20 protein-coding genes are annotated in these 24,477 nt (G+C 41.7%); 12 read left to right on the top strand and 8 right to left on the bottom strand.

Annotated features, from left to right (window positions below):
- The 3 genes from V7K62_RS20750 to V7K62_RS20760 form a co-directional block, all read left to right on the top strand.
- On the top strand, positions 1–1,030 hold a 1,030-nt coding region (locus tag V7K62_RS20750; RefSeq protein ID WP_334867341.1), incomplete at its 5' end, for a tetratricopeptide repeat protein.
- Complete coding sequence (locus V7K62_RS20755) at positions 1,027–1,752, top strand: hypothetical protein (protein ID WP_334867344.1); 726 nt, start codon at positions 1,027–1,029, stop codon at positions 1,750–1,752. The genes V7K62_RS20750 and V7K62_RS20755, both read left to right, overlap by 4 nt.
- A 3-nt stretch (positions 1,753–1,755) precedes the next feature.
- Entirely contained in the window at positions 1,756–3,006 is a 1,251-nt protein-coding gene (locus V7K62_RS20760) for a hypothetical protein (protein WP_334867346.1), read from the top strand.
- 231 nt (positions 3,007–3,237) lie between these two features.
- Here the strand turns inward: V7K62_RS20760 and V7K62_RS20765 are convergent, their stop codons facing one another.
- Positions 3,238–4,305 (bottom strand): glycerate kinase, encoded by a 1,068-nt coding sequence (locus V7K62_RS20765; RefSeq protein ID WP_334867348.1) that lies wholly within the window; start codon positions 4,303–4,305, stop codon positions 3,238–3,240.
- 17 nt (positions 4,306–4,322) lie between these two features.
- Positions 4,323–4,655, bottom strand: coding sequence for a DUF565 domain-containing protein (locus V7K62_RS20770; protein WP_334867350.1), 333 nt, complete (start codon positions 4,653–4,655; stop codon positions 4,323–4,325).
- A gap of 1,078 nt (positions 4,656–5,733) precedes the next feature.
- Between V7K62_RS20770 and V7K62_RS20775 the strand changes: the two genes are divergently transcribed.
- Together V7K62_RS20775 and V7K62_RS20780 are read left to right on the top strand one after the other, a co-directional pair.
- On the top strand, positions 5,734–6,360 hold the full coding sequence (locus V7K62_RS20775; RefSeq protein WP_334867352.1) for a hypothetical protein: 627 nt from the start codon (positions 5,734–5,736) through the stop codon (positions 6,358–6,360).
- Positions 6,361–6,707: 347 nt separating this feature from the next.
- Positions 6,708–8,633, top strand: a complete 1,926-nt coding sequence (locus tag V7K62_RS20780) for an ArnT family glycosyltransferase (RefSeq protein WP_334867354.1) — start codon at positions 6,708–6,710, stop codon at positions 8,631–8,633.
- 58 nt (positions 8,634–8,691) lie between these two features.
- Here the strand turns inward: V7K62_RS20780 and V7K62_RS20785 are convergent, their stop codons facing one another.
- Complete coding sequence (locus V7K62_RS20785; RefSeq protein ID WP_334867380.1) at positions 8,692–11,919, bottom strand: ATP-binding protein; 3,228 nt, start codon at positions 11,917–11,919, stop codon at positions 8,692–8,694.
- Between the two features lie 617 nt (positions 11,920–12,536).
- Between V7K62_RS20785 and V7K62_RS20790 the strand changes: the two genes are divergently transcribed.
- The 4 genes from V7K62_RS20790 (at position 12,537) to V7K62_RS20805 (ending at position 17,538) form a co-directional block, all read left to right on the top strand.
- Positions 12,537–13,118, top strand: coding sequence for a KaiA family protein (locus V7K62_RS20790; protein WP_334867356.1), 582 nt, complete (start codon positions 12,537–12,539; stop codon positions 13,116–13,118).
- Between the two features lie 107 nt (positions 13,119–13,225).
- Positions 13,226–13,540, top strand: coding sequence for a circadian clock protein KaiB (kaiB, locus tag V7K62_RS20795; protein ID WP_334867358.1), 315 nt, complete (start codon positions 13,226–13,228; stop codon positions 13,538–13,540).
- Between the two features lie 76 nt (positions 13,541–13,616).
- Positions 13,617–15,179: a circadian clock protein KaiC gene (kaiC, locus tag V7K62_RS20800; protein WP_334867360.1), complete on the top strand. Its 1,563-nt coding sequence runs from the start codon at positions 13,617–13,619 to the stop codon at positions 15,177–15,179.
- 103 nt (positions 15,180–15,282) lie between these two features.
- Positions 15,283–17,538 carry a TolC family protein gene (locus V7K62_RS20805; protein ID WP_334867362.1) on the top strand — a complete coding sequence of 752 codons (2,256 nt, stop codon included), beginning with the start codon at positions 15,283–15,285 and terminating at the stop codon, positions 17,536–17,538.
- A 435-nt stretch (positions 17,539–17,973) separates the two neighbouring features.
- Here the strand turns inward: V7K62_RS20805 and V7K62_RS20810 are convergent, their stop codons facing one another.
- Positions 17,974–18,753: an FkbM family methyltransferase gene (locus V7K62_RS20810; RefSeq protein ID WP_334867364.1), complete on the bottom strand. Its 780-nt coding sequence runs from the start codon at positions 18,751–18,753 to the stop codon at positions 17,974–17,976.
- A 460-nt stretch (positions 18,754–19,213) separates the two neighbouring features.
- Between V7K62_RS20810 and V7K62_RS20815 the strand changes: the two genes are divergently transcribed.
- Together V7K62_RS20815 and V7K62_RS20820 are read left to right on the top strand one after the other, a co-directional pair.
- A complete protein-coding gene (locus tag V7K62_RS20815) occupies positions 19,214–19,591 on the top strand; it encodes a hypothetical protein (protein WP_334867366.1) in 378 nt (125 codons plus the stop codon).
- Positions 19,592–19,912: 321 nt separating this feature from the next.
- Positions 19,913–20,422: a hypothetical protein gene (locus V7K62_RS20820; RefSeq protein WP_334867368.1), complete on the top strand. Its 510-nt coding sequence runs from the start codon at positions 19,913–19,915 to the stop codon at positions 20,420–20,422.
- 191 nt (positions 20,423–20,613) lie between these two features.
- Here V7K62_RS20820 and V7K62_RS20825 read toward each other — a convergent pair whose 3' ends face one another.
- Complete coding sequence (locus V7K62_RS20825; RefSeq protein ID WP_334867370.1) at positions 20,614–20,820, bottom strand: hypothetical protein; 207 nt, start codon at positions 20,818–20,820, stop codon at positions 20,614–20,616.
- A gap of 147 nt (positions 20,821–20,967) precedes the next feature.
- On the opposite strand from V7K62_RS20825, the gene V7K62_RS20830 reads away from it, so the two are divergent.
- Entirely contained in the window at positions 20,968–21,747 is a 780-nt protein-coding gene (locus tag V7K62_RS20830) for a photosystem II S4 domain protein (RefSeq protein ID WP_334867372.1), read from the top strand.
- A gap of 153 nt (positions 21,748–21,900) precedes the next feature.
- Here V7K62_RS20830 and V7K62_RS20835 read toward each other — a convergent pair whose 3' ends face one another.
- The 3 genes from V7K62_RS20835 to V7K62_RS20845 all read right to left on the bottom strand — a co-directional run bounded on the left by V7K62_RS20835 (position 21,901) and on the right by V7K62_RS20845 (position 23,710).
- Entirely contained in the window at positions 21,901–22,677 is a 777-nt protein-coding gene (locus V7K62_RS20835) for an SDR family NAD(P)-dependent oxidoreductase (RefSeq protein ID WP_334867374.1), read from the bottom strand.
- 174 nt (positions 22,678–22,851) lie between these two features.
- A complete protein-coding gene (locus V7K62_RS20840) occupies positions 22,852–23,139 on the bottom strand; it encodes a hypothetical protein (protein WP_334867376.1) in 288 nt (95 codons plus the stop codon).
- A 13-nt stretch (positions 23,140–23,152) separates the two neighbouring features.
- Positions 23,153–23,710, bottom strand: a complete 558-nt coding sequence (locus V7K62_RS20845; RefSeq protein ID WP_334867378.1) for a hypothetical protein — start codon at positions 23,708–23,710, stop codon at positions 23,153–23,155.
- Between the last annotated feature and the right edge of the window lie 767 nt (positions 23,711–24,477).

Genomic DNA, 24,477 nt, shown 5'->3' on the forward strand with positions numbered 1-24,477 from the left:
GAGAGAGCAGAAGAAATTAGATGCAGCAGTAGCCGCCTACCAAAAAGCAATTCAACTCAACCCCAACTTAGCTACTGCTTACTACAATCTCGGCAATGCCCTGAGTGACCAGAAGAAATTAGATGCAGCGATCGCCGCCTACCAAAAAGCCTTAACATTACCAGATACCCCTGGCCCACCAGCCAGCGACTATACTTTAGCTCACAATGGTTTGGGTTTAGTGTTCCAACAGCAAGGGAAACTAAAAGAAGCCATTGAACAGTTTGACAAAGCAGAAGAGATTGACCCTAATTATGTGTATGCCAGCAACAACAATATAGAAGCAAGACAGTTATGGAAAACGAAAGACGATACCCAAGCTAAGGGCGTAGAAGACGATCGCCAATGGTTGCCTAAAGATGATCCAACCGTACCCGTTAAGCGTTCTGTGGTACGCATCACTGCCGAGTTTTCTAGCCGCGATCGCCAGGGAATTGAGATTGGCACTGGTGTAGTAATTAAGGGAGAAGGCAACCGAACATTAATTCTCACTAATCGTCATGTCATTTTTGATGGCTATGACCAGGGTAAAAATATTCAAGTTGAATTTTTCAGTTCACCACCATCAAACCGCGTCCGAATGCGGCGAGATGCCAAGTTGTTCAAAATGACTTCCACAGACGAACAACTCGATTTAGCCGTTTTGGAAATTAGCGGTAAGCTGCCAGAAGATATCCAGCCTTTATCTATCTCTTCAACTGCGATCGCCCCGAAAATGCCCATTCGGATTATCGGTCATTCTGCTCAAAGGGGAGAGGATAAATCTTGGTCTATGCAATCAGGACAAATCAGCTATCAAAACCAGCGATTAGAAATATCTCAAGCTGCACTCAAACCTGGTTATTCTGGCAGTCCTGTAATTGACTCGCAAAATCAACTTTTAGGTATCGTCTTTGCCCGAAAAAAAGGTGAAGACCGAGATTTCGCTTATCCCATGTCTGAGATTCAAAAACAACTGCTTACCTGGAGCATTACTTTAAACAAGCCATGAATTATAAAATTATTCTTGCCAGCCTATTAATCCTCAGCGTCAGCCATCTTCCTGCTGCTGCTTCTTGCCTAAAAGGGGACCCCAAATCTATCGATTATATCCAGCGCAAACCACCCAATCGCTGCGAAGGCATCAAAGAAGAACAATTAAGCGGCAATAGCTTGAGCTTGATTTCTATTGCTACCCGTAACCTAACCAGTTTTGCCAAAACCCTGACGGTGCAAATTCCCCGCATCAGTGGTGGTGAAAATCCTCAAGTAATAGTGAAATCTTTGGGAGACAATTATCACTATCAAATGGATGACTTGTTATTGTCTAATAATGGTTCGCGTTTCAGCTTTAGCTGGGATACTTACGTTCTCAGACAAGCAAAAATCCCAGCTAACAGCCTTCGCGCTGTGGCATACTACGACCTTGGTTCCCAGCCTGTGTATGTTCCAGTCATTCTGGGGCAAACTTCGGGTAAGTATGAATTTGTCTTTTATTCCCAAGACCGAGTAAGATTTACCACCTTTGAAATCCTCTCCAAAGATCAACCAGCAATCTATAGCACTTCCCGCCCTAACTCGAAAAAGGGTGAAACTATTTTTAGCTGGGATGGTAATGCCCCAGCAGGGCGCTATGAATTGCATTATGTCGCTTTTATTGACCGAAGAGATCAACCTAGCGATCGCATCGAAAGGCGAGTTGTATTTGAACATAACCCAAATTGGTTGAAATAAATCATGGCATCTCGGCAAAAAGCCAAACAAAATTTTCCCGACTTCATCAAAATTCGCCAATGGTTGAATTCTCTGAAAAGATATCTAATTGCTGGGTTTGTAATTAGTGCTTCAGTGCTAAGGCGTTTACTACGAACTATTTCAAATCATCAAAATTCATTGTTGGTGTTGCTGTTACTTTTCTTTTTGACTATCGTCACCTTTGCCGCCATTGTACCTGCGACTCATACCTTTGAAGGTAATATCATTTCACAAGAAATGAGCTTTATCTATAATGGTCAGCAAGCTAAACTCTTTCTTCAAGATATTCGCGGCATTAAAAAATTAGAAAATGAAGGTAGACAAACTCTAACTTTTACAGGCAAATTTGAAAGTGAAACTTGGCCAGAACTTAATCAGTTAGACTCCTTAAAAATTCAGCTTCAAGACAGCGAAAGTAGATGGATTATTGCCCCGGCTAATCTCCAAACAACAAGTGAAATAAATCTAGATGAACTCCGGCTGCAACCAAATACAAAAGTAGCTGGACTAAGTTATGACTTTTATCGCAATCAGTTGGCTTTTTCTCTGCAATCTAACTCTAAATTAGACTTAAAAAGCAACCAAAATACATTAGACCTATATTTAGGTGAACAACCAATCAAAGTTATAGTAGAAGATTATGAATTACTAGATTTAAAATTACCAAATCAACCAGATAAAGAAACACCGCTAGAGTTTATTGTCAATCCAAATAATAAAAAACTTAACTTAGAAATCGCGCCAAATGCCAATATTAATATTACCCTAGCCAAACCTCCCATATATGAATCAGAACAATGGTTTAGAGAAAAGATAGAAACCAAAGATGTGAAATTTCTAAATTTAGATAGAAATGGCAAAGATGCCAGAGACGATTTAAAAATTTCTACTATTGTGGAAGGTAAAATCCGCATGGTGGGACAGGAACAGGAGATTAAGAAAAATCAGTTTCTCATGGGAGAAAATCCTGATACTCCTCTAAATATTCAACTGATACGCCATTTTCAAATTGTCCCTAAAAAAGGGATAGAAGCCCGTTTTTCTGGGAAAACTAAAGAGATTCAAATTGGTCTAGATCAGAATTTTCCAGTTTCTCAAATACAGGGTAGCTGGTTAGATGGCGTTTTACCTCGTGATGCAATTATTGCGCTATTCTCTTTTGGGGCTGCTACAGTTGCAAATCTTTTGTCTTGGTTATTTAGTAACGCTTCTAAATCTGGGTCAAAACCATAGTGAGCGATGATTTATTCACGCAGAGGCGCAGAGAGAAAGATTGAGTTTTTATGTTATTGTGCCAAAGCTATCAATACGGTTCGGTTAAGGTGCATAGTCCTTAAAGATCCCCCTTAGTCCCCCTTAAAAAGGGGGAAATAGAGCTATTCTTAGCCCCCCTTAAAAAGGGGGAAATAGAGCTATTCTTAGTCCCCCTTAAAAAGGGGGAAATAGAGCTATTCTTAGCCCCCCTTAAAAAGGGGGGTTGGGGGGATCAAGTCTTATCCGAACCGTATTGCCAAAGCTATGATCAGCATGAATCTCAATAACTAAATCAATCGCTGTTGCATCTATTACCAACGGCTTGATGAATAATTCCGGGTGAAGCGATCGCCAAAAATAATTGACAAATTGCTCTATCTCTGCATTGCTCATTCCCGACTTCCCCGCAGCAATCATCTGCTGTTCCGCCTGTTTGCGCCACTCCAAAGAACAGCGGTAATCGGTGGGATACAGCACAATTAAGCTGTCTAATCGCTCCCACAGTGGTAGATAATCGTGGAGGCGAAGATTCATATCGCGGGCAAATGCTCTATCTGCATCTGTGAGAATTGGCGGCGGTGCAGTATCAAATAGATTTGGGTTGATTGGTCGTACACCCACAAACCAACCTTCAAATAGTACAATATCTACACCTGTGATTATTTCTGAAGTAGTGCGATCGCCAGCACCTCCAAAAGCAGATTTATCAAAGCGAGGAAGCATCACTGGACTTTGTGACTGGCGAATTTGATCTAGTACATTTAAACCTAAATCTATATCGTGGGTTCCTGGTGGGCCACGCCAAATCAAGCGGGGATCTTGCTGTGTTAAAAGTAAGCGATCGCTGTAAGTTTTATATAGGTCATCTAAAGATAAACTCACAGTCCGATATCTCAACTGATTGAGAATCAAGCTGAGAATTTTGCACATTGTGGTTTTACCGGTGCCTTGTCCTCCCAATATTCCCTGAATCAGAGGGCGTTCTAACTGTTGACGGTGCGACGCGAGTTTGATCGCCAAAGGCAGCCACAAGTCCCACAAAACTTGTAGCATTTCCTTGGGTTCGATTTGGAGGGTAGTTTGGCAGAATTGACTAAAAGCTGGGAGGACAGATTTTAGTAAATGCGATCGCTCTTTTATTACTTCCTCAACATTTTCCGGCGTGATCCCAAAAGCTTTAGCCCTTAACCGATCTGCCAGCGCTGATTCGATTGCTTGCTGCTGCCAACTTTCCCCCACCGTATCCGTTGCCAAAATTTCACCCAGCCACAAATTCATCTAAATTCCCCATCTCACTACGATCCCAGCTTAAAGGCTTCGAGAAACAGGCTGTAGGTGAAACCAACTTTCAAGAGGTTTAGTGAGTCTACCAAGAGCGATCGCCTATCCAAAAAGCTGCGACTATAAAATATCCGGCTGGTAATCTCCGTCAAGAGTACCAAAAAACCAGCTACCACAATGTCTAATTCTGCCCGTTGACCGGCTGTCGTGGAAACTGCGTTTCCCAGAAAAAAACCGAACAAAAAACTAATTATCAGCAACGATAGCCGCCGCCAAGGATTTAAAAACCATTGCCCCAAGCGTGTAGCAATGGCATCGAACAAGTTGTTGAGACGAGTGTTTTGCATCGAAGGGACTTCTGGGTAAAAGTCAAGATTTCTTAAAATATATCTATATTAATTAAGGAGGATATTGGTTTTAGCATCAGCTTGTTTGTTAAGATTGTAGATATCTACTGGGCTTCCAGTGTTTATTCAAATTTGCACATTCTATCATCTTCAGAGAAGTACAGTTTCTTAGAGGATGTCTGGAAACTATAAATATTTAGTTTGATCCCCACAAGCAAGCCTGAATAAATGGGGAAATGATTCAAAATTCCCCTTTTTAAAGGAAGCTAGTCCGTTAACCGGGTTTCCTAACTTGTATCCATATAGGGAAGTAAGCTACCCGTAGCGTCTCCCAACAGGAGAAGGGACTAGCGTAGATTTAGTAAGGAGGATCTCTAAGCACTTGCTATATCACTAGGCACTTTCCAAACATCCTCTTAAGGTAGCTTTTCATAGCAGAAGATAAAATATATCACTTAGATTTATCTGAGGTTTGGCAAAGGATTCCTTGTTGAGGCCGCTAGCGGTTTCAGGAAACTTTTATTTTTTCATCCAAATGAATTGGTTGGATAGGTATCAAATTATCTTTTTTTATCCATACTTACGGTCAATATCCGAAGTTATGAATGTCTATACCCCTTATTTGTCAAACATCAAAGAAATTATTTCCTCCAAAGGTTTTCTAATCAAAATGATATTTATAATACATTCGTGTCCCTAATTTTAGCAAAAAATTGTAGGTTGGGTGGAGCGGAGCGCAACCCAACATCCTGAGATATGTTGGGTTACGCAAAGCCTCCACCCAACCTACGTCTACGTCTAATGCACTATTAAAACCTAGACAGTCCACTACGTGCATTTCAAAAATCAAATACTAGTCCTATATCCGAAGTTATGGATGTCTATACCCCTTATTTGTCAAACATCAAATAAATTATTTCCTCCAAAGGTTTTCTAATCGAAATGATATTTATAATACATTCGTGTCCCTAATTTTAGGAAAGTCTATATCAGGCTATTTTTTATGATTGCCTTTTGGGATAATAGACTACTATTTGGTCAAGCCTAAACAAAATATTTATTTCTAATAACTATCAATATGAAATCCTCAGTGTATCGTAACGTCGGTGTTACAGCTTCTTGCTTGGGACTGCTTGTTGCTTTGGTGGGATGCCTTGGAATTAGTGTATCCTTTGAGTCCACAAACCCAGATACATCTTCACAACTGCCAACAGAAACTCAAGAGTTGCAGACAACTTCTGTTTTACCTGAAAAAGGTATTTCCGCTAATCTATCTACTCCAGCAACTACCCCAACCAATCAAGTAAAAGATAGCAGTAAAGAGAATACTTATCCTGTCTTAGCAGATCGTGATAAATCAGCTACCAAAGCTAAAAATCAAGGGACTTTGCGAATCAGCAATCAAACAAATCAGCCTGTGCGCTTGGCTCTACTGGCACGACAGTCGGTAGCAAAAGGCTCTGGTACTAAACAGACTCACTATGATGTACCGGCACATTGGGATTTTGCTCCCCAAGAAGGTAGTGAGAAAGGACTGATTCTATCCCTACCTCAGAATAATTTAAAACTGGAGAAGGGAGATATTTTAGTTGCTTTTGCACAAGATGGTTCCCGTCGTTACTGGGGCCCTTATGTTGTTGGCGAAACTCAATTACCTAAGTGGAATTCCCAAAACAGAGAATGGCAACTAGTGCTGAGTCAATAAATATAGCTTTTCCTAATCAAATGAAGTACATCATAGCCCCCTCATCGCTTGCGGGGAGGGGGTTGGGGGTGGGGTTCTTGTACCTCACTCAACTGATAACCGCTATAGTGCTGTTAGGCGACAGCTAGGGTTGAGCCAGTGATCAGTGGTGAGTGTTGAGTACGGAAGCAATTTTTGGAGAGTGGGCATTGTTTACCGTTGGCTCAAACCTTTGTTTTTACATGCTTACCCTACAGTTGGTAAAGTGTTGAGTAATGAGTAGAGGAAAATTGTTGAATTGACAACTCCGAAGAACAAAAGATAGATAACCAACGACTATTGATTAGTGATTGTTGACTATTGACTAAATGAGAATGAAATTGAGTCTTAAGCGCACTGTTGATCAGTGGTTCAACAAAATAGCAAAAAATCCAGCCCTGAGTGTAACTGTGTCCATTTTGTGGTTGATGGTGGTTTGCTGGGTGGCTTTTGGGTGGAATTTGGGCAACACTGGTTTGATTGATGAGACAGAACCGCTGTTTGCCGAAGCTTCCCGCCAGATGTTAGTCACAGGTGATTGGATAACCCCATTTTTCGATGGTGAGACTCGTTTCGATAAACCTGCTTTAATTTACTGGTGTCAAGCGATCGCATATTACATTATTGGAGTGAATGAGTGGGCAGTACGCCTTCCTTCTGCGATCGCAGCATTCTTTTTAGTTTGTTTAGCTTTTTACACCATCCAGTGGTATTTGGCTAAACAAGACGAATTAGAAAAAGTTTCACGTCCTACTCGCCGCTACTTAATATCTTTTACAGCAGCAGCGCTCATGGCACTCAATCCCGAAACTATTATTTGGGCGAGAACGGGTGTCTCTGATATGCTGCTCACCGGATGCATGGCATCAGCTTTATTATGTTTCTTTCTAGGGTATGCAGGGAAGGAAGGGAGCAGGGGAGCAGAATTAATCACCAATGCCCATTACCCCTTATCCCCAGAGGGGGCCCCACCTTCCCCAATGCCCCATGCCCTATTCCCTAATAAGTGGTACTTAGCTTTTTATGTGCTGATTGCTGGTGCAATTTTGACCAAAGGTCCAGTGGGAATTGTCTTGCCGGGGCTAATTGTTGCCGCCTTTTTGCTTTACGTCGGTAAAGTGCGAGAGGTGTTGCGGGAAATGCGCCTATTCGTAGGTATACTGATAATTCTCGGTTTGTCAGTGCCCTGGTATGCTTTAGTAATTTCGCGCAATGGCTGGAATTACATTAACTCCTTTTTTGGTTATCACAACCTGGAACGCTTTACAGAAGTAGTTAATGGTCACTCAGCACCTTGGTATTTTTACTTTTTAGTCGTGCTGCTGGGTTTTGCACCTTACTCCGTGTATTTACCAGCCTCGATAGTCAGACTAAAGTTTTGGCAGCGATCGCATTGGCGATCGCTTGAACGTTTTCAGCAATTTGGTTTATTTGCCTGGTTCTGGTTTGCTAGCGTCTTTGGCTTTTTTAGCATTGCCGTCACCAAACTCCCTAGCTACGTATTGCCTTTAATGCCAGCAGCAGCAATCCTGGTAGCCCTGCTATGGAGCGACCTTTTCCCAGATACGGAAACACAGCAAACAATTTCTGTTTCCCCCTCTCCCACACCTCCTATCTCCCCCTCACTCGTCTGGAGTGGTTGGGTGAATGTAGTGTTTTTATCATTTTTGGCAACAGCACTGCTTAACATCACCCAGATATTAGGTACTGATCCAGCGATAAGTAACTTTCACGAACTAATTCAACAATCCGGTATACCAGTAATCGCGGGTATAATTTGGCTGGTATGTGCTGTTTTGGTTGCGGGTTTATTATTGAGTCGCCGCTGGAACTACATTATCAGTATTAATTTAATCGGGTTTGTGGCGTTTATAATTTTTGTCTTAACGCCTGCTTCGTTCTTTATTGATCGAGAACGTCAATTACCCTTAAGGGAATTGTCTGCGGTCATCCTAGAAGCAAAACAACCAAATGAAGAATTGATCATGCTTGGCTTCAAAAAGCCTAGTGTAGTATTTTACAGCCACATTCACGTAAATTACTTAAAATTTCCCCAAGAGGCTTTACAGCATATTCAAAACCAGGCTGCTAAGGGACTACAACCTCCCTCACTGCTGCTGTTGGCTGAACAGAAAAAGTTTTTGCAAATGGACTTACAGCCAGATGATTACAAGAGTTTATCGACCAAGGGGGCTTATAACTTGGTTCGAGTTCCTTTTAAGAAAAAGAAAAATCAAAAAATAGACATATCATAAATTGTCATTAGTCATTTGTCCTTTGAGAATAACTAATGACCAATGACTAATGACCCGATTAACATTTGTGATTGTAACCATTGACAGCTAGAGCTTGATTGATCTGGTTTAAGAGGTCTTCCATTGATATCGATCGCGGTAATATTTGGGTAGCGATCGCACCAACAACAGTTTCTACCGATTCCAAACCATTCTTGTTCTGCTTGTCAATTTCCTGATAAGCTACCCCAGACTGAAAACTAGTTTCTGGGCGATTTGATCGCTGATTTAGTACCAAAATTGGTGGTAACTTTAAAGGTGAATTCCCCAATGTTTTCAGTGCTTTGAGGACATCTTTGTGGATAGAGGTTTCTCCTAAACAAATTAGTAGTAAGTCAACGCTTTCGTGGCGAATTTGTTGCAACACTTCTGCCCAACAAGGACTCATCGCCGCTTTGAAGCCTGCTGTTTGGAGGTACTGAATTAAAGCTTGGAACCACTCAGATCCCCGTTCAGCAGTTTCACTACTAATTGAGCAATTTTTTTCAGTCCGATAACCCTTCACCTGCTTGCGTCTTACCTGCGGAAAATCACGCAGCATGGTCAAATCCACTACCAAGATGTTAGGAGGACAGCAAATACCAGAAGCAATTTCCAGTACTGATAGTAAGGCATCTGTTTTCTCGGTGCGACTGCTGTTATCTTTAGCAAATGGTGTTAAGTAGGGAAATACAGATAGCTCTGGTATTTTAGAAGCTATTAGGGTAGTTGCGACATCGCAAGTAACCAGTGGTATAGCCGCCAAACGTGGGTGTCCAATTAGTTGTTGCAGATAAATTTGAGCGGTGGTACTTTCGACATCTAGCAAAATGACATCAAACTGCCATACCCGCGCCAAAAGTTCTGCCTGATCTAGGTCATCTACTTCAATCACCCGGTGTTCTCGAAGTGAGGGGTGGGGATTGACCGATTCCAACTGGGGATTCACTAACCTGAGAATTCGCAGTGGGGTTTTAGTTGCGATAATTGCACTATTGTTTAACCCTAGCTGCGGAACTGCTTGTGCAGTACATAATTTTTCGAGAACTGGCGCTAAAACCTGATGCTCTACTGGCAAGCTTAAGAAACCATCGGCTCGGTTAGCAAATGCTTGCTCCTTTTCGGCCCCCGTCGCGGTCACAATTACAGGTATATGACGGGTTGCGGTGTCAGATTTCAGTAAAGTCAGCACATCCCAGCCGGATAGCAGGGGTAGCAACGGATTCAAAAATATCACTATTGGTTGCAAGCGCCGAGCTTTTTCGACTGCTTCTGTGCCCGATCGCGCAATCACTACCCGATATCCTAAACCTTTGAGTTGTTCGGTCAAGTCTTCAATATATCGGGCTACTGCCTCGACTACCAAGACCAACCGTTGCGAACTCGCGGGATGATGCTGTGCGGGCGTACTAACATGCTGACGAGCTGCTGAAGGCTTTTCCCGTGTCTGTTGGTATCGTGTCTCTTTGTCTTCTCCGATTTCCATATCTGGTTCCGAAAAGCCTGTTTTCGGGGGACTGGGCGGCAGAAGTAGTGTAAATTGGCTACCTTTACCTTCACGCGATAAGAAGCTGACATCTCCTCCGTGGAGACGAGCCAAGGCGCGAGTTAATACCAGCCCCAAACCAGTGCCTTCAAATTGGCGGGTAAGGGGATTTTCTAATTGTTGGAATTTTTGAAAGATTAAGTGTTGCTGGTGTTCAGGAATGCCAATGCCTGTATCCCAAATTGTAAAGGCAATCCATCCTTCCCAACGACTCACCCGCAGCCCAATTTCGCCAGATATTTCGGTGAATTTAAAGGCGTTGGAAAGTAGGTGTACTAGCATCTGGCGTAAGCGTAACTCATCTGCCACCATCTGGTCTAAGCCTAGTTCAATGGAAAGGCAGAATTGGGGAGCAGATGAACGGGCATTTGGAGGTGGCGAGGCAGATGTAGCTTTGGTAGTTTGAGTGTGGATAGCTTGGGCCTCCAATAGGGCGCGATCGCACACAGCCTGAATTTTCACCAGAGTCAGCGTCAAATCCATTTGCCCCGTCTCCATGCGGGTCAAATCTAAAATGTCATTAACCACACTCATCAGGTGGCGTCCACTTTGATGAATCAGTCCCGCATAACGGGCTTGACGCTCGTTGAGTTCTCCCAACTGCTGATCCACAAGCAACCGCGATAATCCTAAAACGGCAGTTAGGGGAGTTTTGAGTTCATGACTAATACAAGCTAAAAATTCGTCCTTCAACCGATTTAGTTGAATTAAATCGGCATTTTTTGCTGCTAGTTCTTTACAAAGCTGCTGCTGTTCAGTGACATCAGTAGCTAAAACTATCCACAAATCAGTGCTGAGTGCAACCTCCTCTTCAGCACTCATGACTTTAAACTCAGGACTATCTAAGGGAATTTTGGCAAATTGCCAGATTCGCTCCTGACCATTTTCTACTTCAACAACGCAGGTACAAGTACCCACCTGACTATCTAAATAGCATCGGCTGTATCCAAGATCTTCAGATGCTTCTTGCTGAGTCAGTTCTTCTTCACCACCATCCTGATTGGGATGAACCTTGATTGCTCGTTGGGTAACATATTCTGCTATTTCGGAGCGGTTAGGAACAAGTATTGCCTCCACCTGTTGCCTAACTCCTTCTGGATCTTTTAAGGTTCCTAATTGCTGCCACCAGGCGGGATTTCGTGCCACCACCTCGCCAGTACCCGTTTGCAACATTAAAGGCCAAGGCAGTCTTTCCAGCAAGTGTACTAGTGGCTGGTGTCCCGATGACTTGGGTTCATTTGGCGTCTGCACACTAGCAAACGACTTCTCAATGCCTGAACTTTGTAACCCAGCCATGCGTTCCTTAGCCAGCGATCGCAACAGGCGTGAACTATCCAACAGTCCCAAATATCGACCATCAGAGTCAATCAGCGCCCAATCTAAGTTTTGGTGTTTTTCGACTTGTGGATCGCACCAGCGCAAGCTTAATTGCTCTAGACGCTCAGAAGCTGATATTGTCTGTATTGGCTCAATTAAACCTTGACCCCAGGTAGAGAGTGATTGGTGTAAATTTAGATTTTTATCGTCACTATATGCTAATAATTTTGGGATTAAACGGGCAGAATACAGCAATCCGATCGGGCATTGCTGTTGATTCACTACTACCAAGCGATCGCACTGCTCCTGCTCAAAAATCTCCAACACCACTGCCAGAGAACTTGTTTGGGGGCAGCTAGGTACGGTTGCCTGAAAGTCATAAAGCGGGTAATCTAGCATTAACATAGGGATTTGGGGGTCATTCTTCCTGTGGAACCCTCCGGCATTTCCATCTGCCAGTTGATGGTCTTTTCGCCTGAAGTCATATCCTCTAAGAAGACTCATATAAGCAACTCTGGTTATTTCAACGCCATTAAAACAACGGGATTTACCCTAACGGACACTTGCTTGCGAACGAGTGCATTTTTCCAAGAGGCGACGTTTCTCTTTTCTAGCAACTAGCCTCCCCAGTGTCTTACTGGTATTTAAACTCCTCATCTATAGCGACGGCTAAAACAATTATGGCCCCAAAGATTCGCTTTAGAACCTTGAGGAATTATAATGATTTGGAATGCGACAATCCTTTAAGTTCGTTTAAGTATCTTATCAAGGAGCAAAATAAAAAAATATATCTATTTATATACATAGATATGTAAATAATAAATTAGCTACCGTGTCTTGCTATGCCGACGGATACCTGATCATCAAAGACCAACTAAGTTCTACCACTTAGTTGCGGCGCGAGATTGTTGAGTGCCTAGCACTATATAGATGCACACCCAGTATTCCCCTAGAAGCGTTAGCAAAATTTATCAGCCCGCGTTTCTTGGTCAGGGCGATCGAGGAGATATATTCAAGAATAGATGTTATTACCGATATTGATTCTGCAATCTGATGTTAACAAATGCTTAAATAATCCAGTTGACTTAGCCAAACAAAAAGGTTTGAGTACGTGGGTGTGGAAATTGATTGAGGCAATTATTGCCCAATTTTGCTACCTACCTATTACTGCAACTACCTCTGGAAAAATCAACTACTCACCAAATTGGCTGCAAGTAAATCCAAGTAAGACATACACTAGCAAGTACGTCTATGTATTTGCCAGTCAGATGCAAAAAAGCCAACAGCATTTTCAGGAGATGACTCCAGCACAAAGACAAGGATTATTAAAACAACTTAAATTAGATTATAGCCTGATTCTTATAGAATATTTTACCACAGACCAAACACTCAAAGATAAAATTGATAAATTTATCAATAGTATATTTTATGCTAATATTCCTGTGCCGCAAATAATCGAAATTCACATGGACGTAATTGAAGAATTTTCTCACCAGCTAAAATTAGAAGGAAGGAGCAATGAAACGTTACTTGATTACCGCCTAACATTGATAGATATCCTGGCTCACCTGTGTGAACTCTATAGAAGTTCGATTTCTAAATAAATTAAGTTTATCGATGTCTGTTCCACTAGGAACAAGCTGCTGCTGTTGGTTAGTCGCAATGCGCGATCGCATCTTGTATTTTTCTGCTCATGACTAGTTATTAAGATATGATTAAAGCCAGAAAAACCTACGTTCTCAAGCTTTACGTAGCAGGGAACACCCCGAATTCAGTCCGGGCATTAAAAACACTCAAAGATATTTTAGAGCAGGAGTTTGAAGGTGTTTATGCTTTAAAAGTAATCGATGTATTGAAAAGTCCGCAACTAGCGGAAGAAGATAAAATATTGGCAACGCCAACATTAGCTAAAATTTTGCCCCCACCCGTTCGCAGAATTATTGGGGATCTTTCAGATAGAGAAAGAGTATTGATTGGATTGGATTTGCTCTATGAAGAACTGAGTGAAGAAGATTTTGAAGATTAAAATTTTAATCATAAAAAATTGAGTACAAACTTTAGTAATAAAAAAACAGGTTTTAATACCCCTTTGTTATCAAGCAATGAGTCAAAACGAGCCAGTAGAACCAAAACAACCACCGATAATTAGAGGTGTAGAAAAAATTCGGACGATGATCGAGGGGTTTGACGATATTAGTCATGGTGGTTTCCCAATTGGTAGAACTACCTTGCTCAGTGGCACATCCGGCACAGGCAAAACCTTATTCTCTCTTCAGTTTCTCTATAACGGTATCACCTACTTTGATGAAGCAGGAGTATTTGTTACCTTTGAAGAATCACCCAGTGATATTATTAAAAATGCCCATATTTTTGGTTGGAACTTGCCCCGATTAATCGAAGAAGGCAAGTTGTTTATTCTTGATGCATCTCCCGATCCTGAAGGTCAAGATATCGTTGGAAATTTTGACCTGTCTGCACTGATTGAACGCTTGCAATATGCCATCCGCAAATACAAAGCTAAACGAGTTTCAATCGACTCAATAACAGCGGTATTTCAGCAGTATGAAGCGATGGGAGTAGTGCGACGCGAAATTTTTCGCCTGGTAGCACGTCTCAAATTACTGAGTGTCACCACTGTAATTACCACTGAACGCAGTGAAGAATATGGCCCTGTTGCCTCTTTCGGAGTCGAAGAATTTGTTTCCGATAATGTAGTAATTGTTCGCAACGCTTTAGAAGGAGAACGCCGCCGCCGCACAATTGAAATTCTCAAGTTGCGGGGCACAACTCACATGAAAGGCGAGTATCCCTTCACGATTACTAATGAAGGAGTTAACATCTTCCCACTGGGAGCAATGCGCTTAACTCAACGTTCTTCTAATGTTAGAGTATCTTCTGGTGTCAAAACCTTAGATGAAATGTGCGGTGGTGGTTTTTTTAAAGATTCAATTATTTTGGCAACAGGAGCTACAGGTACTGGCAAAACGTTGTTAGTAAGTAAATTTATTCAAGATAGCTGCCTGAATGGAGAACAGGCGATATTATTTGCTTATGAAGAATCACGCGCCCAACTATCTCGTAATGCTTCATCTTGGGGAATTGATTTTGAAGAATTAGAAGATCAAGGTTTACTTAAAATAATCTGTACCTATCCTGAATCAACTGGTTTAGAAGACCACTTACAAATTATTAAATCAGAAATTGCTATCTTCAAACCTGCTCGGATTGCCATTGATTCCCTATCAGCACTAGCTAGAGGAGTTACAAATAATGCATTTCGGCAGTTTGTAATTGGTGTGACAGGTTATGCTAAACAAGAAGAAATTACTGGTTTCTTTACCAACACAACCGACCAATTTCTGGGAGCGCATTCGATTACTGACTCTCATATTTCCACGATTACCGATACAATTATAATGTTACAGTACGTAGAAATTCGCGGCGAAATGTCGCGGGCAATTAACGTATTTAAAATGCGCGGGTCTTGGCATGATAAGGGCATTCGTGAGTATAATATTACTGCTGACGGGCCTGATATCAAAGATTCTTTCCGAAACTACGAACGGATTATCAGCGGTGCTCCTACTCGCGTTAGTATCGATGAAAAGGCGGAACTTTCTCGCATTGTTAGACGTTTTGAAGACAAACAGAGTTCCGAACCCTAAATTTAGTATCGTAGTATATTCTTTCCTAAGTTTAGTATCGTGCTATATTCTGTGGTGAAGAAAGGTTTTCTGCCGCTAGATTGATTTTCGTGTGAGGGATGCGGTGAAAGGACAGCAATTATTTTATAGCTTCTTACCTGGTGTAACGGCAGCGGTCTTAACAACTGGGACTGCTTGGGCTGGTACTGCAAAACTAACTGGGGTACAACTGGCGTCTTCTCCGAGTGTTTTGACTTCTACTTATGGTCAAGACTTGGTTGTGGACACCATGAATACGCAACTACCTAACAGTGCAAATGTTAGTGTTCCAACCCTAGTACCTGCTTTTGGTTTTACTAAACTTAGTGTGAAGCCTTTAAGTAATAACAGTATTCCAGTATTTACGGCTGAAAATACTGTTGTGCCAATAAAACAACTACTTAAGAAAGATAAAGGTAGATTTTTCAGTTTGAAACCTACCTCTAATCCTTCCCAACAGCTTGATATTAGCCGTTCTGCTCCAAATAACCAAAAACAGAGTAATTCAGACCCGAATGGGCAGAAATTAAAGAACGTAGTAGTTCCCAACTACACTTCAAAAACCCCTTCTGTCCAAAAAGAAATTTTGTCCCTGTCTTCTGCACAGCAGCCAGTGGTTCAAAAGATAAATCGTGTTACTCAGTTACAAACATTTTTACAAACTTCAGCCACAGGTGCAGGAGCAGCAAAACTGTTGTCAGCGCAGAGGTGTCCACAGGAGTTAGGAAAAAGCAAAGATTTGCTTCTAACCTCAAGCACCTGCTTACAACAAAATGCTATTGGCCGCGTAGCTCAGAGTAATACCGCGATTCCGACAGATTCGACGCCAACTCTCACTGCGCCAGAGGGTTCGGTGCAACCTGCCACTGTACCGAGAAGCGTAACTCCTGCGCCAGAGGGTTCGGTGCAACCTGCCACTGTACCGAGAAGCGTAACTCCTGTGCCATCAGGGCCGGTGCAACCTGCCACTGTACCGAGAAGCGTAACTCCTGTGCCATCAGGGCCGGTGTCAATTCCAGAGAACCTGGCTCCTAGCTCAAATCCCCTGCAATTTCCCACCAAACCGGAGGAAGTGAAACTTCAGGAAAATCAGCCGATTACTTTGGCGCAGGCTCTGGAGCTAGCACGGCGTAACAATCACGATCTACAGGTGTCCTTATTGGAGCTAGAACGCAATAAAGCGGCTCTACGCGAGGCGCAAGCTGCTTTATTGCCCACTCTGGGAATTAGCACGGATCTGACTCGTAGTCAGTCTCCTAACAGTCAGTTGACGGACGAATTAAGCGGGCGAAATGGGTTACTCTCTAACCAAGATCAACCCAGTACATCTTTTACTGGTCAAGCACAACTTTTATATAACGTTTATACTTCTGGGAGAGTGCAAGCTAGCATCAAAGCGGCTGAAGAACAGGTACGTTTCAATGAGTTGGCTGTAGAAACTCAGTCTGAGACAATCCGTCTGAATGTTGCCACTGACTACTACAATTTGCAACAAGCGGATGAACAAGTACGGATTGCTCAGTCGGCTGTGCAGAACTCCGAGGCTAGTTTGCGTGATGCAGAAGCTTTAGAGCGAGCTGGAGTTGGTACGCGATTTGATGTGTTGCGATCGCAGGTGAATTTAGCAAATGCCCAACAAGATTTGACTAATGCTAGATCCCAGCAAGCAATTTCCCGTCGTCAATTAGCAACTCGGATAAATTTGGCGCAAGGGGTAAATATCAGTGCCGCTGACCCTGTACAATTAGCTGGTCTTTGGAACCCAACGCTAGAACAAAGTATTGTGTTGGCTTTTCAAAATCGTCCAGAACTGCAACAGCAGTTAGCACAACGTAATATCAGCGATCAACAGCGTCGGCAAGCTCTTGCAGAACTGGGGCCTCAAGTTAGTTTGGTCGCCAGCTACGACCTGCTAGACCAGTTCAATGATGGTGTTAGCGTTACTGATGGTTATTCATTCGGAGTTAGGGCAACCCTAAATTTGTATGATGGGGGAGCAGCAAGAGCAAGGGCAGATCAGTCAAAAACTAATATTGCGATCGCAGAAACTCAATTTGCTGAACAGCGCAACCAAATTCGCTTTCAGGTAGAACAAGCCTATTCTACCCAGCAATCTAGTTTGGAAAATGTTCAAACCGCTAATACCGCTCTAGAACAAGCTAGGGAAGCTCTACGTTTAGCGCGTTTGCGATTCCAAGCTGGTGTAGGTACTCAAACTGATGTCATTAACTCTGAAAACGACCTGACAAGAGCTGAAGGTAATCGAGTCACAGCAATTTTGGATTACAACCGCGCTTTAGCTCAGTTACAACGGTCTGTTACCCTCAGAGCATTACGCTAATTAGCTGAAACTCAACTGAATCAATACTTTTGACTGCTGTTGTCTTTTGAATGCACTTTCAACCTGCTATCAGGGCATCACAGAGTCCAGTAGCGTTTCTGATAAAAAGCTAGCAAAAGCCTCATTTATTTAGTAAATACACTGAATAAATGAGGCTTTTTAGTCAAAAAGACAGTATTGTAAATTGTTATTTTTTAGAAATCCTTTAGCGATCGCTTGTGGATATAGCGTTTCCTAATCACATGAGGTACGTCATAGCCCCGTCTCGAAGAGCGGGGAGGGGGTTGGGGGTGGGGTTCTTGTATCTCACTCAACTGAGAACCGCTATAATAACGCACCTTGACCCCGATCAGGAAAAACTACGGTTTTTAAAGTAGACGTATTTTATCTCAATCAAGTAGATCACTTTTGTACCAAAAAACGAAAAAAATGTGATTAGTAACTACGAACCCAAATTTCACCGTAGCCGTCTTTCCCAAGGTCTGCCACATCTTCAGGAAAGCGCTTTAGAAACTCATCTGGAGGCAACCATTCTTGAAATACAAATGAATGCATTTCAGCAGGTACAACATTAATCAATATCTTTCCAAGATTGGATAGGTAATTTATACAAGCACCAGTGGTATTAATTTCGCGTTCTGTTATATGATATTCAAATGACAGCAAAGAAATGGGTTGTGTCAGCCCTTTCAACACTTCAAGCTCCCACCCTTCAACATCAATTTTGCAGTAGTCTGGTTTTCCAAACTCATCAATTGCACGATCAAGAGTTGTGATAGAAACTTGAATACTGTTTTCTACAGTGCCTATCCAATCCTCATAAAAACTAGCGATTCCACTTCGTTCGCGAGTGTACAATGTTGCTTCTCCAGGTTCTGCACCAACCGCCTTCTGAACCGGATGAAACTTACTGCGATAATGACTGCATCGAGCTTTCAATTCTCTCATGCATTCGGGCTGTGGTTCAAATGCCACAACTCTTGCACCTGCTATCAGAAAAGCTTCAGATTTTTTACCTATGTTTGCACCAACATCGAAGCAGAGACTATCAGGATCTAATAGCTTTGAGAAGAAAGAAACTTCTCGTTGAAAATAATCTAACTGATCTTTTAACTGATTTTGATTGAACAACCGATATAGATTCCTAATTGGTCTATATAGACCAGTTGATATGGAAAAGTCCTTCACAATAGATTTTATTGCAGTAACTTGCATGTTGTACTTACCTCAACCAGCAATTTTCAACTCAAAAAGTGTAAAATATAAGCTATAATATTTCCAATAAGAAATATGACAGTAATTTCAGTAGATCGTAAACATCTTGTAACTTGACAAAAAATAAGGTTTTCATTTTACTCCCCTTCCAGCAACAAAACTTTTTCCGCTCCTCTTAGAAGAGGGTTAGGGAGAGGTAGTAGGGAAGGGGCAGTTTTTGTTAAGGGACTGACAATAAATAAATTATCCATCTTGTGGGGTGGGCAGGAAAGCCCGCCCTGAATATAGGACGGGTGTTCGCGTAGCGGCACGTAGTGCGGACACCCATCCCACAAGAGAATTTAGGATGTTTTTTTATTTGTCAGTCCCTAAGTCTATATTGAACTCAACACGAGAAGCGCTATAGTCAAATTTGGACTAACATAACTGAGTGTTCGATCGCTTGCCTTGTCAAAGACTCATGACTAAAGTAACATCTCAAGAAATTGCACAGTTTCGCTCTCAATTGGCAGATGATCCTAGCGATATGGAAGCGCTGGATTTGATTGAAGACTGTGATGGAGATTTAGAAGATGCTGCGATGACGCTAGCTATCCGAGCAGGACAACAACCAGAAAGAGCAAATTCCGAGTGGTTAGATGCCTTGGCTAGAAAATGGCGTGTGGTCATTTGCGAACAAGAATATCGGGAAGATTTGCTTAATACTTCTCTTCAGAAAATGATCGAACATCTAAAAACAACGCCGACGTTTCCCAAAATTTTGGCAACGCCAGTTTTGCTATATGTCCTCAAGCAAGGCGTGAACAATTTTTGTGAGCCACTAGATTTGCTAAAATAATCAGCCCACATTTTATATCTAACGATTAAAATCGCGGCTACCCGAACATAGATGCAGAGCGGCTTCAAAACCCTTAATCTGACCTTAGTCCGCACAGAGGGACTACTCTGCCAGAAGACTTGCCCACATTTGTGTAGTCACTACTTCTAGTGGTTTGGTGCAAGATGTGAGCCTCCTAACTCCGATGCAAATCCTGGAGTAATCCAGGCAAGACTCCTTGAAGTAAGAATCATCTGACTTCTAGTCATGCGAGGTTGAATCGACCAGGACTGATACGCTGTTAATTAAGGCAAAACTTCTATTAGACAAATTGTAAAATCAATGAATTACCTTGTTGCCGTATTACCAGACCGCATTCAAGCCGAAGCTGCTTACTTAGCTTTAGAAAAAGAAGGCATAAACAGCACTATTTTGGGGAGGGGGTATAAAACGGCTGACGAGTTTGGCTTAATTGACCCCAAAGACCAAGCTAAAAAGCAAGCAAAACTGATGGCAACCTGGCTGATACCATTTGGCTTTTTTGCAGGTTTTACATTCAGCCTGATCACTGGTTTAGATACTTTTGCCTGGGCGGGTGAAGTTGGCAATCACATCGTTGGCGGACTGCTGGGTGCTGCTAGTGGTGCTATGGGTGGTGTGGTTGTCGGTGGCGGAGTCGGTTTACTAATAGGTGGTGGTGATGCTTTACCTTATCGCAACCGCTTAGATGCAGGTAAATATTTAGTTGCCGTTCAAGGTTCTGAAATTCTGACTCGGCAAGCAACCCGAATATTACGTCAGTTTGATCCAGAAAATATCCAAGGTTATGCCGACACAAATACTGTGTATTGAATAAATCATAGTTTACAGATTTATTTGTAGCCCACTCCTCCTTATTGCCACGAATTACGGTGTGGGTGAAGGATTTGGATGTTTTCCTGCGTAGTAGACAACGACTTTCAATTGTTCTTTATCAGGAACGTAAAACACTCTGTCCCCTTTTGTTACCTCATATTCCCATGCCCCCTTGTAGGGTTTGCCCTTTAAAGGAAAACATGCCCAGGCTGTCTGGTGGTTGGTGCAGTACATAAATCCTCGTAACAACGACGTGTGTTTTCTGGATGGCGCTGCATTAAAGCTTCCCAGTCCCGATTCACCCGACGATTTTTAGCTACCACCAACCAAGTGCTTTCTATCTCAGATAATGCTGGAGCCGTCAGTTTAACCAATGGCGGCTCCACATTCTCCACTATTGGATTTTCTTCTTGGTTATAAAGGTTTTAGGACAGGCAGTGCTGCTCACCTTGTAATCCCTCCGTGAATAATCGCTTTAGAAAGCTAGAATCAAGACAGTTATAGCAGATTCATTCTCAATTCATAACTCATAATTTTTAAGAATGTTGCCACGAGAAGAACTTTTAAAAGGTGTTGAAAATCGAGATAGTGTAGCTCGTGTAATCGACCAAGCAGAGCAAGCGATCAAAACTTGGGAAGTGGTTTTAACAGATTTTCTATCTCCCCCAGAATTGGCGGAAATTCAACGGGTGTTTAACCGATTAACAGAAGTGCAATTGGCGGCGTGGGGTGGATATCCGCAAGCTGAACGCCAAAGAATAGCGATCGCTCGTTCGGAACTTCCGTTAGATCAATCTCAAGTCAGCCTTGTAGCTGTGGAAATTGCTGGTAATTTTCTGTTTGATACCGCCTCTCACCGCGACTTTTTAGGCGCAATGTTGGGGACAGGAATTGTTCGTGAAAAGACGGGAGATGTGATTGTTTTGGGAGAACGAGGGGCACAGGCGATTGTTGCACCAGAGTTGGTAGAATTTTTGTCAATGAGTCTGAAACAGGTGCGATCGGTTCCTGTGAAAACTCAGCAGATTGAGGTAACTGAATTAAAGGTTCGGGAACCCAAGAAAAAAGAATTAACTACTGTGGAGGCTTCTTTAAGATTAGATGCGATCGCATCTGCTGGTTTTGGTATGTCCCGCAGCAAAATGGTTGATTTCATCGATGCTGGTGATGTCCGCGTCAATTGGAAGGAAGTTACCCAAGCGAGTTCTCAAGTCAAATCAGGCGACTTAATCGCCATTCGCTCTAAAGGGCGTTTAGAAGTTGGAGAAATCGCCGTTACAAAAAAAGACCGTTACCGAGTTCAATTAACAAGGTATGTGTAATAAGTGAGGAGTTAAGAGTGAAAAGTTAGGAGTTTTAATTAAATTCCCCACTTTCTTTAACTCCAAACCCTGGCAATTTTAGATTTTGATTTTGGGATTTTGGATTGAAAGAAAAATCTAAAATCTCAAAGCTAAGGGCTTCTAAATATCGACTCAGGCTTTAAAGCGTTTTGCTAACATATTCAGTAGAAGTTTGCGCGGTACTAGCCGAGATAATTTGCTTCTAATTTGAGTGCTACTATCAGAACTAATAACAGTTGGATAGCCTTTTTCTAAAGCCTCTAAAGATTCCCAAACCACTTTTTCGGAAGAATACACTTTATCTGTACTGCCTGCCAGCGCTGGAGGAAAATTAGCTTCTGCAAAAAAGTTTGTTTCTATTGGCCCTGGACAAGTGACTAAAATACGGACACCATATTGACAATTTTCTGCCCATAGTGCTTCACTAAAACTGAGAATAAAAGCTTTACTGGCAGCATAAACAGAAAGGTATGGTATCGGTTGAAATGCGGTAATTGAGGATACGTTAATAATACTTCCAGAACGACGTTGCCGCATCAAGGGTAAAAATTTATGGGTTAAATCTACCAATGCTAAAACGTTTAATTGTACGATTTTAATTTGTCTTTCTCCATCTCCTTCAGCAAAGTCGCCATAGTAACCAAAACCAGCATTGTTGATTAATAAATCAATGGTTAATTCCTTGGCTTTTACGGCATCAAATACACCAGCAGCGGCATTAGGTTCTGTGAGGTCTTTGACTATAACATCTACTTGAATTTTGTGTTGTTCTTGTAGTTGTTTAGCTAATTGACTTAGTTTCTCTTCAGAACGAGCAACGAGTACAAGATTTGTTTTGCGTGCAGCTAGTTCATGAGCAAAGGCTTTACCAATACCACTAGAAGCACCAGTAATTAAAGCAGTTGGCATTCTACATATTCAGATAGTTTTTCAGTACCATTAAAATCTTAGCTATGTTGGCTATAAGTTTTAACTACCCAAAGTGATATACCCAAAAGACTAAAAGCAGTACAAAGTACTGAAGTATAAGTGGAGGAAGCCTCAACTTATACTTCTCCTTCCCTAAAACTTGACTTTTGGAAGCTAGATGAATTTTCCAAATACACCGATATGGGAGATTCTTAAATCTTCTTCATCTGTATATTGAATAGACGAGTCGATTTTTTCTGGTAATTCTCTGTCGTTGCAAGACCACTCAAATACAAATCTAGAGTCCAAGTGCTTAAGGTTAGAAAATATCTGCTTCCATTGGCTTCGTCTAATTCGATTTCCCCACCTTGATTGTAATTCTCTCGAATAGGCTTCCTGTTGATAAATAAAGAAATCAAATGGTCTTTCAGTTAAATTTTTGTGATCGCGATTCAAATTCATTTTGAATTGCTAATTACCATTTTTCAGACCAATAGATAATTTCTGAGGCGGAACTATTAATAGCAACGCCGTAGCTATCTCCATGATTCCACTTGAATCCAGGTCTGCCTTTGTCTTCTGCATTTAATACCAGTATTTCATAAGTAGCTGGAAAAGATTCTGTAGGAGAGTCACTGGTGTAGAAGAAAGTTGTTGGCACACCGTTAGGTTGATTTATGTGGTCGTTTGTGTTACCGCCTATATATTTGTGCTTGGCACTATTTCTGTATTGTGAAAATAATTTTTCTATCTTGTTTGGTGGCTCTTTCAGCCTAATTTGAAAAAAACTACTTCCTGGCAAAAATTCGGGAGAGTAAGCAATGCGAACGCTTTTAGCATCAGTAGGAATCTGATTAGGAAAATGTTTTACTTGCTCATTATCAGACCATAGTTGATTACGAATTTCTCTATAGCGTGATGTATCAGTTATTATTTTAGGCTTGCTAGTGCTGCTAAAAGTTGTCCTGATAAAAAAGCTTCCCCCGACAATACAAAGACTACCAAGGGCGAATAAAAATTGCGATCGCTTCATCAAGTTGGGTGCGTCTAACTTTCATAGTCATATACCCAACTAATAAACTAAATTCGTAGTATTGCGGATATCCGAGCAGAGATATTAACAGAAACTTTTTGTATCCAGCGAAAATACGGGATAATTATAAAATTACTGTGAAGTTAGTCAATGATTACCTAGTTAAATACCGCAGACTATCCTCCGGGAAGCTAGGGTAGTTATTGTTACTTCAGTGAAAGTAGAGAAGTAGAAATAAATTTTATCTTTGCTCAAGATAATCAAATCATTCCGCAAATATGCAACACCAAAATTTTTAACTCCGCGAACAAAGAAACAAGCTACGCAAAGCTTTGACCACAGGAGAAGACAGACTTTCGACCATCAAACTTCAAAGAGGCAGAAGGAATACTGCTTGTACAGTAAGCTTTTTAAAAAACTATATAGTTATTATCGCCAACCTCCACTAGTATTACCGTTGTATATAAAAAAATCAATCCAACAGCTATCCATTCTTTTTTAAATTCTTCCTGATGCAGCAATAGCTAAGGCGGATATATAAATAGTAGATGCACCTTAATTAAATCACAGCCCCCAACTAAAAGCTGAGGGCTTTTTTTTTATTGCTGATATTTTTAATAGGTGAAAAAAATAAATTTGCTCAAAAGTCTAATATTCCCGGATGTGGCAATAAATAAAGCGGATTAATAAATGGTAGATGCACCTTAATTAAATCATAGCCCTCAGCTTTTAGTTGAAGGCTTTTTTATTGCTGATATTTTTAATAG

The organism is Nostoc sp. (assembly GCF_036917935.1).
Taxonomy (GTDB): domain Bacteria; phylum Cyanobacteriota; class Cyanobacteriia; order Cyanobacteriales; family Nostocaceae; genus Nostoc.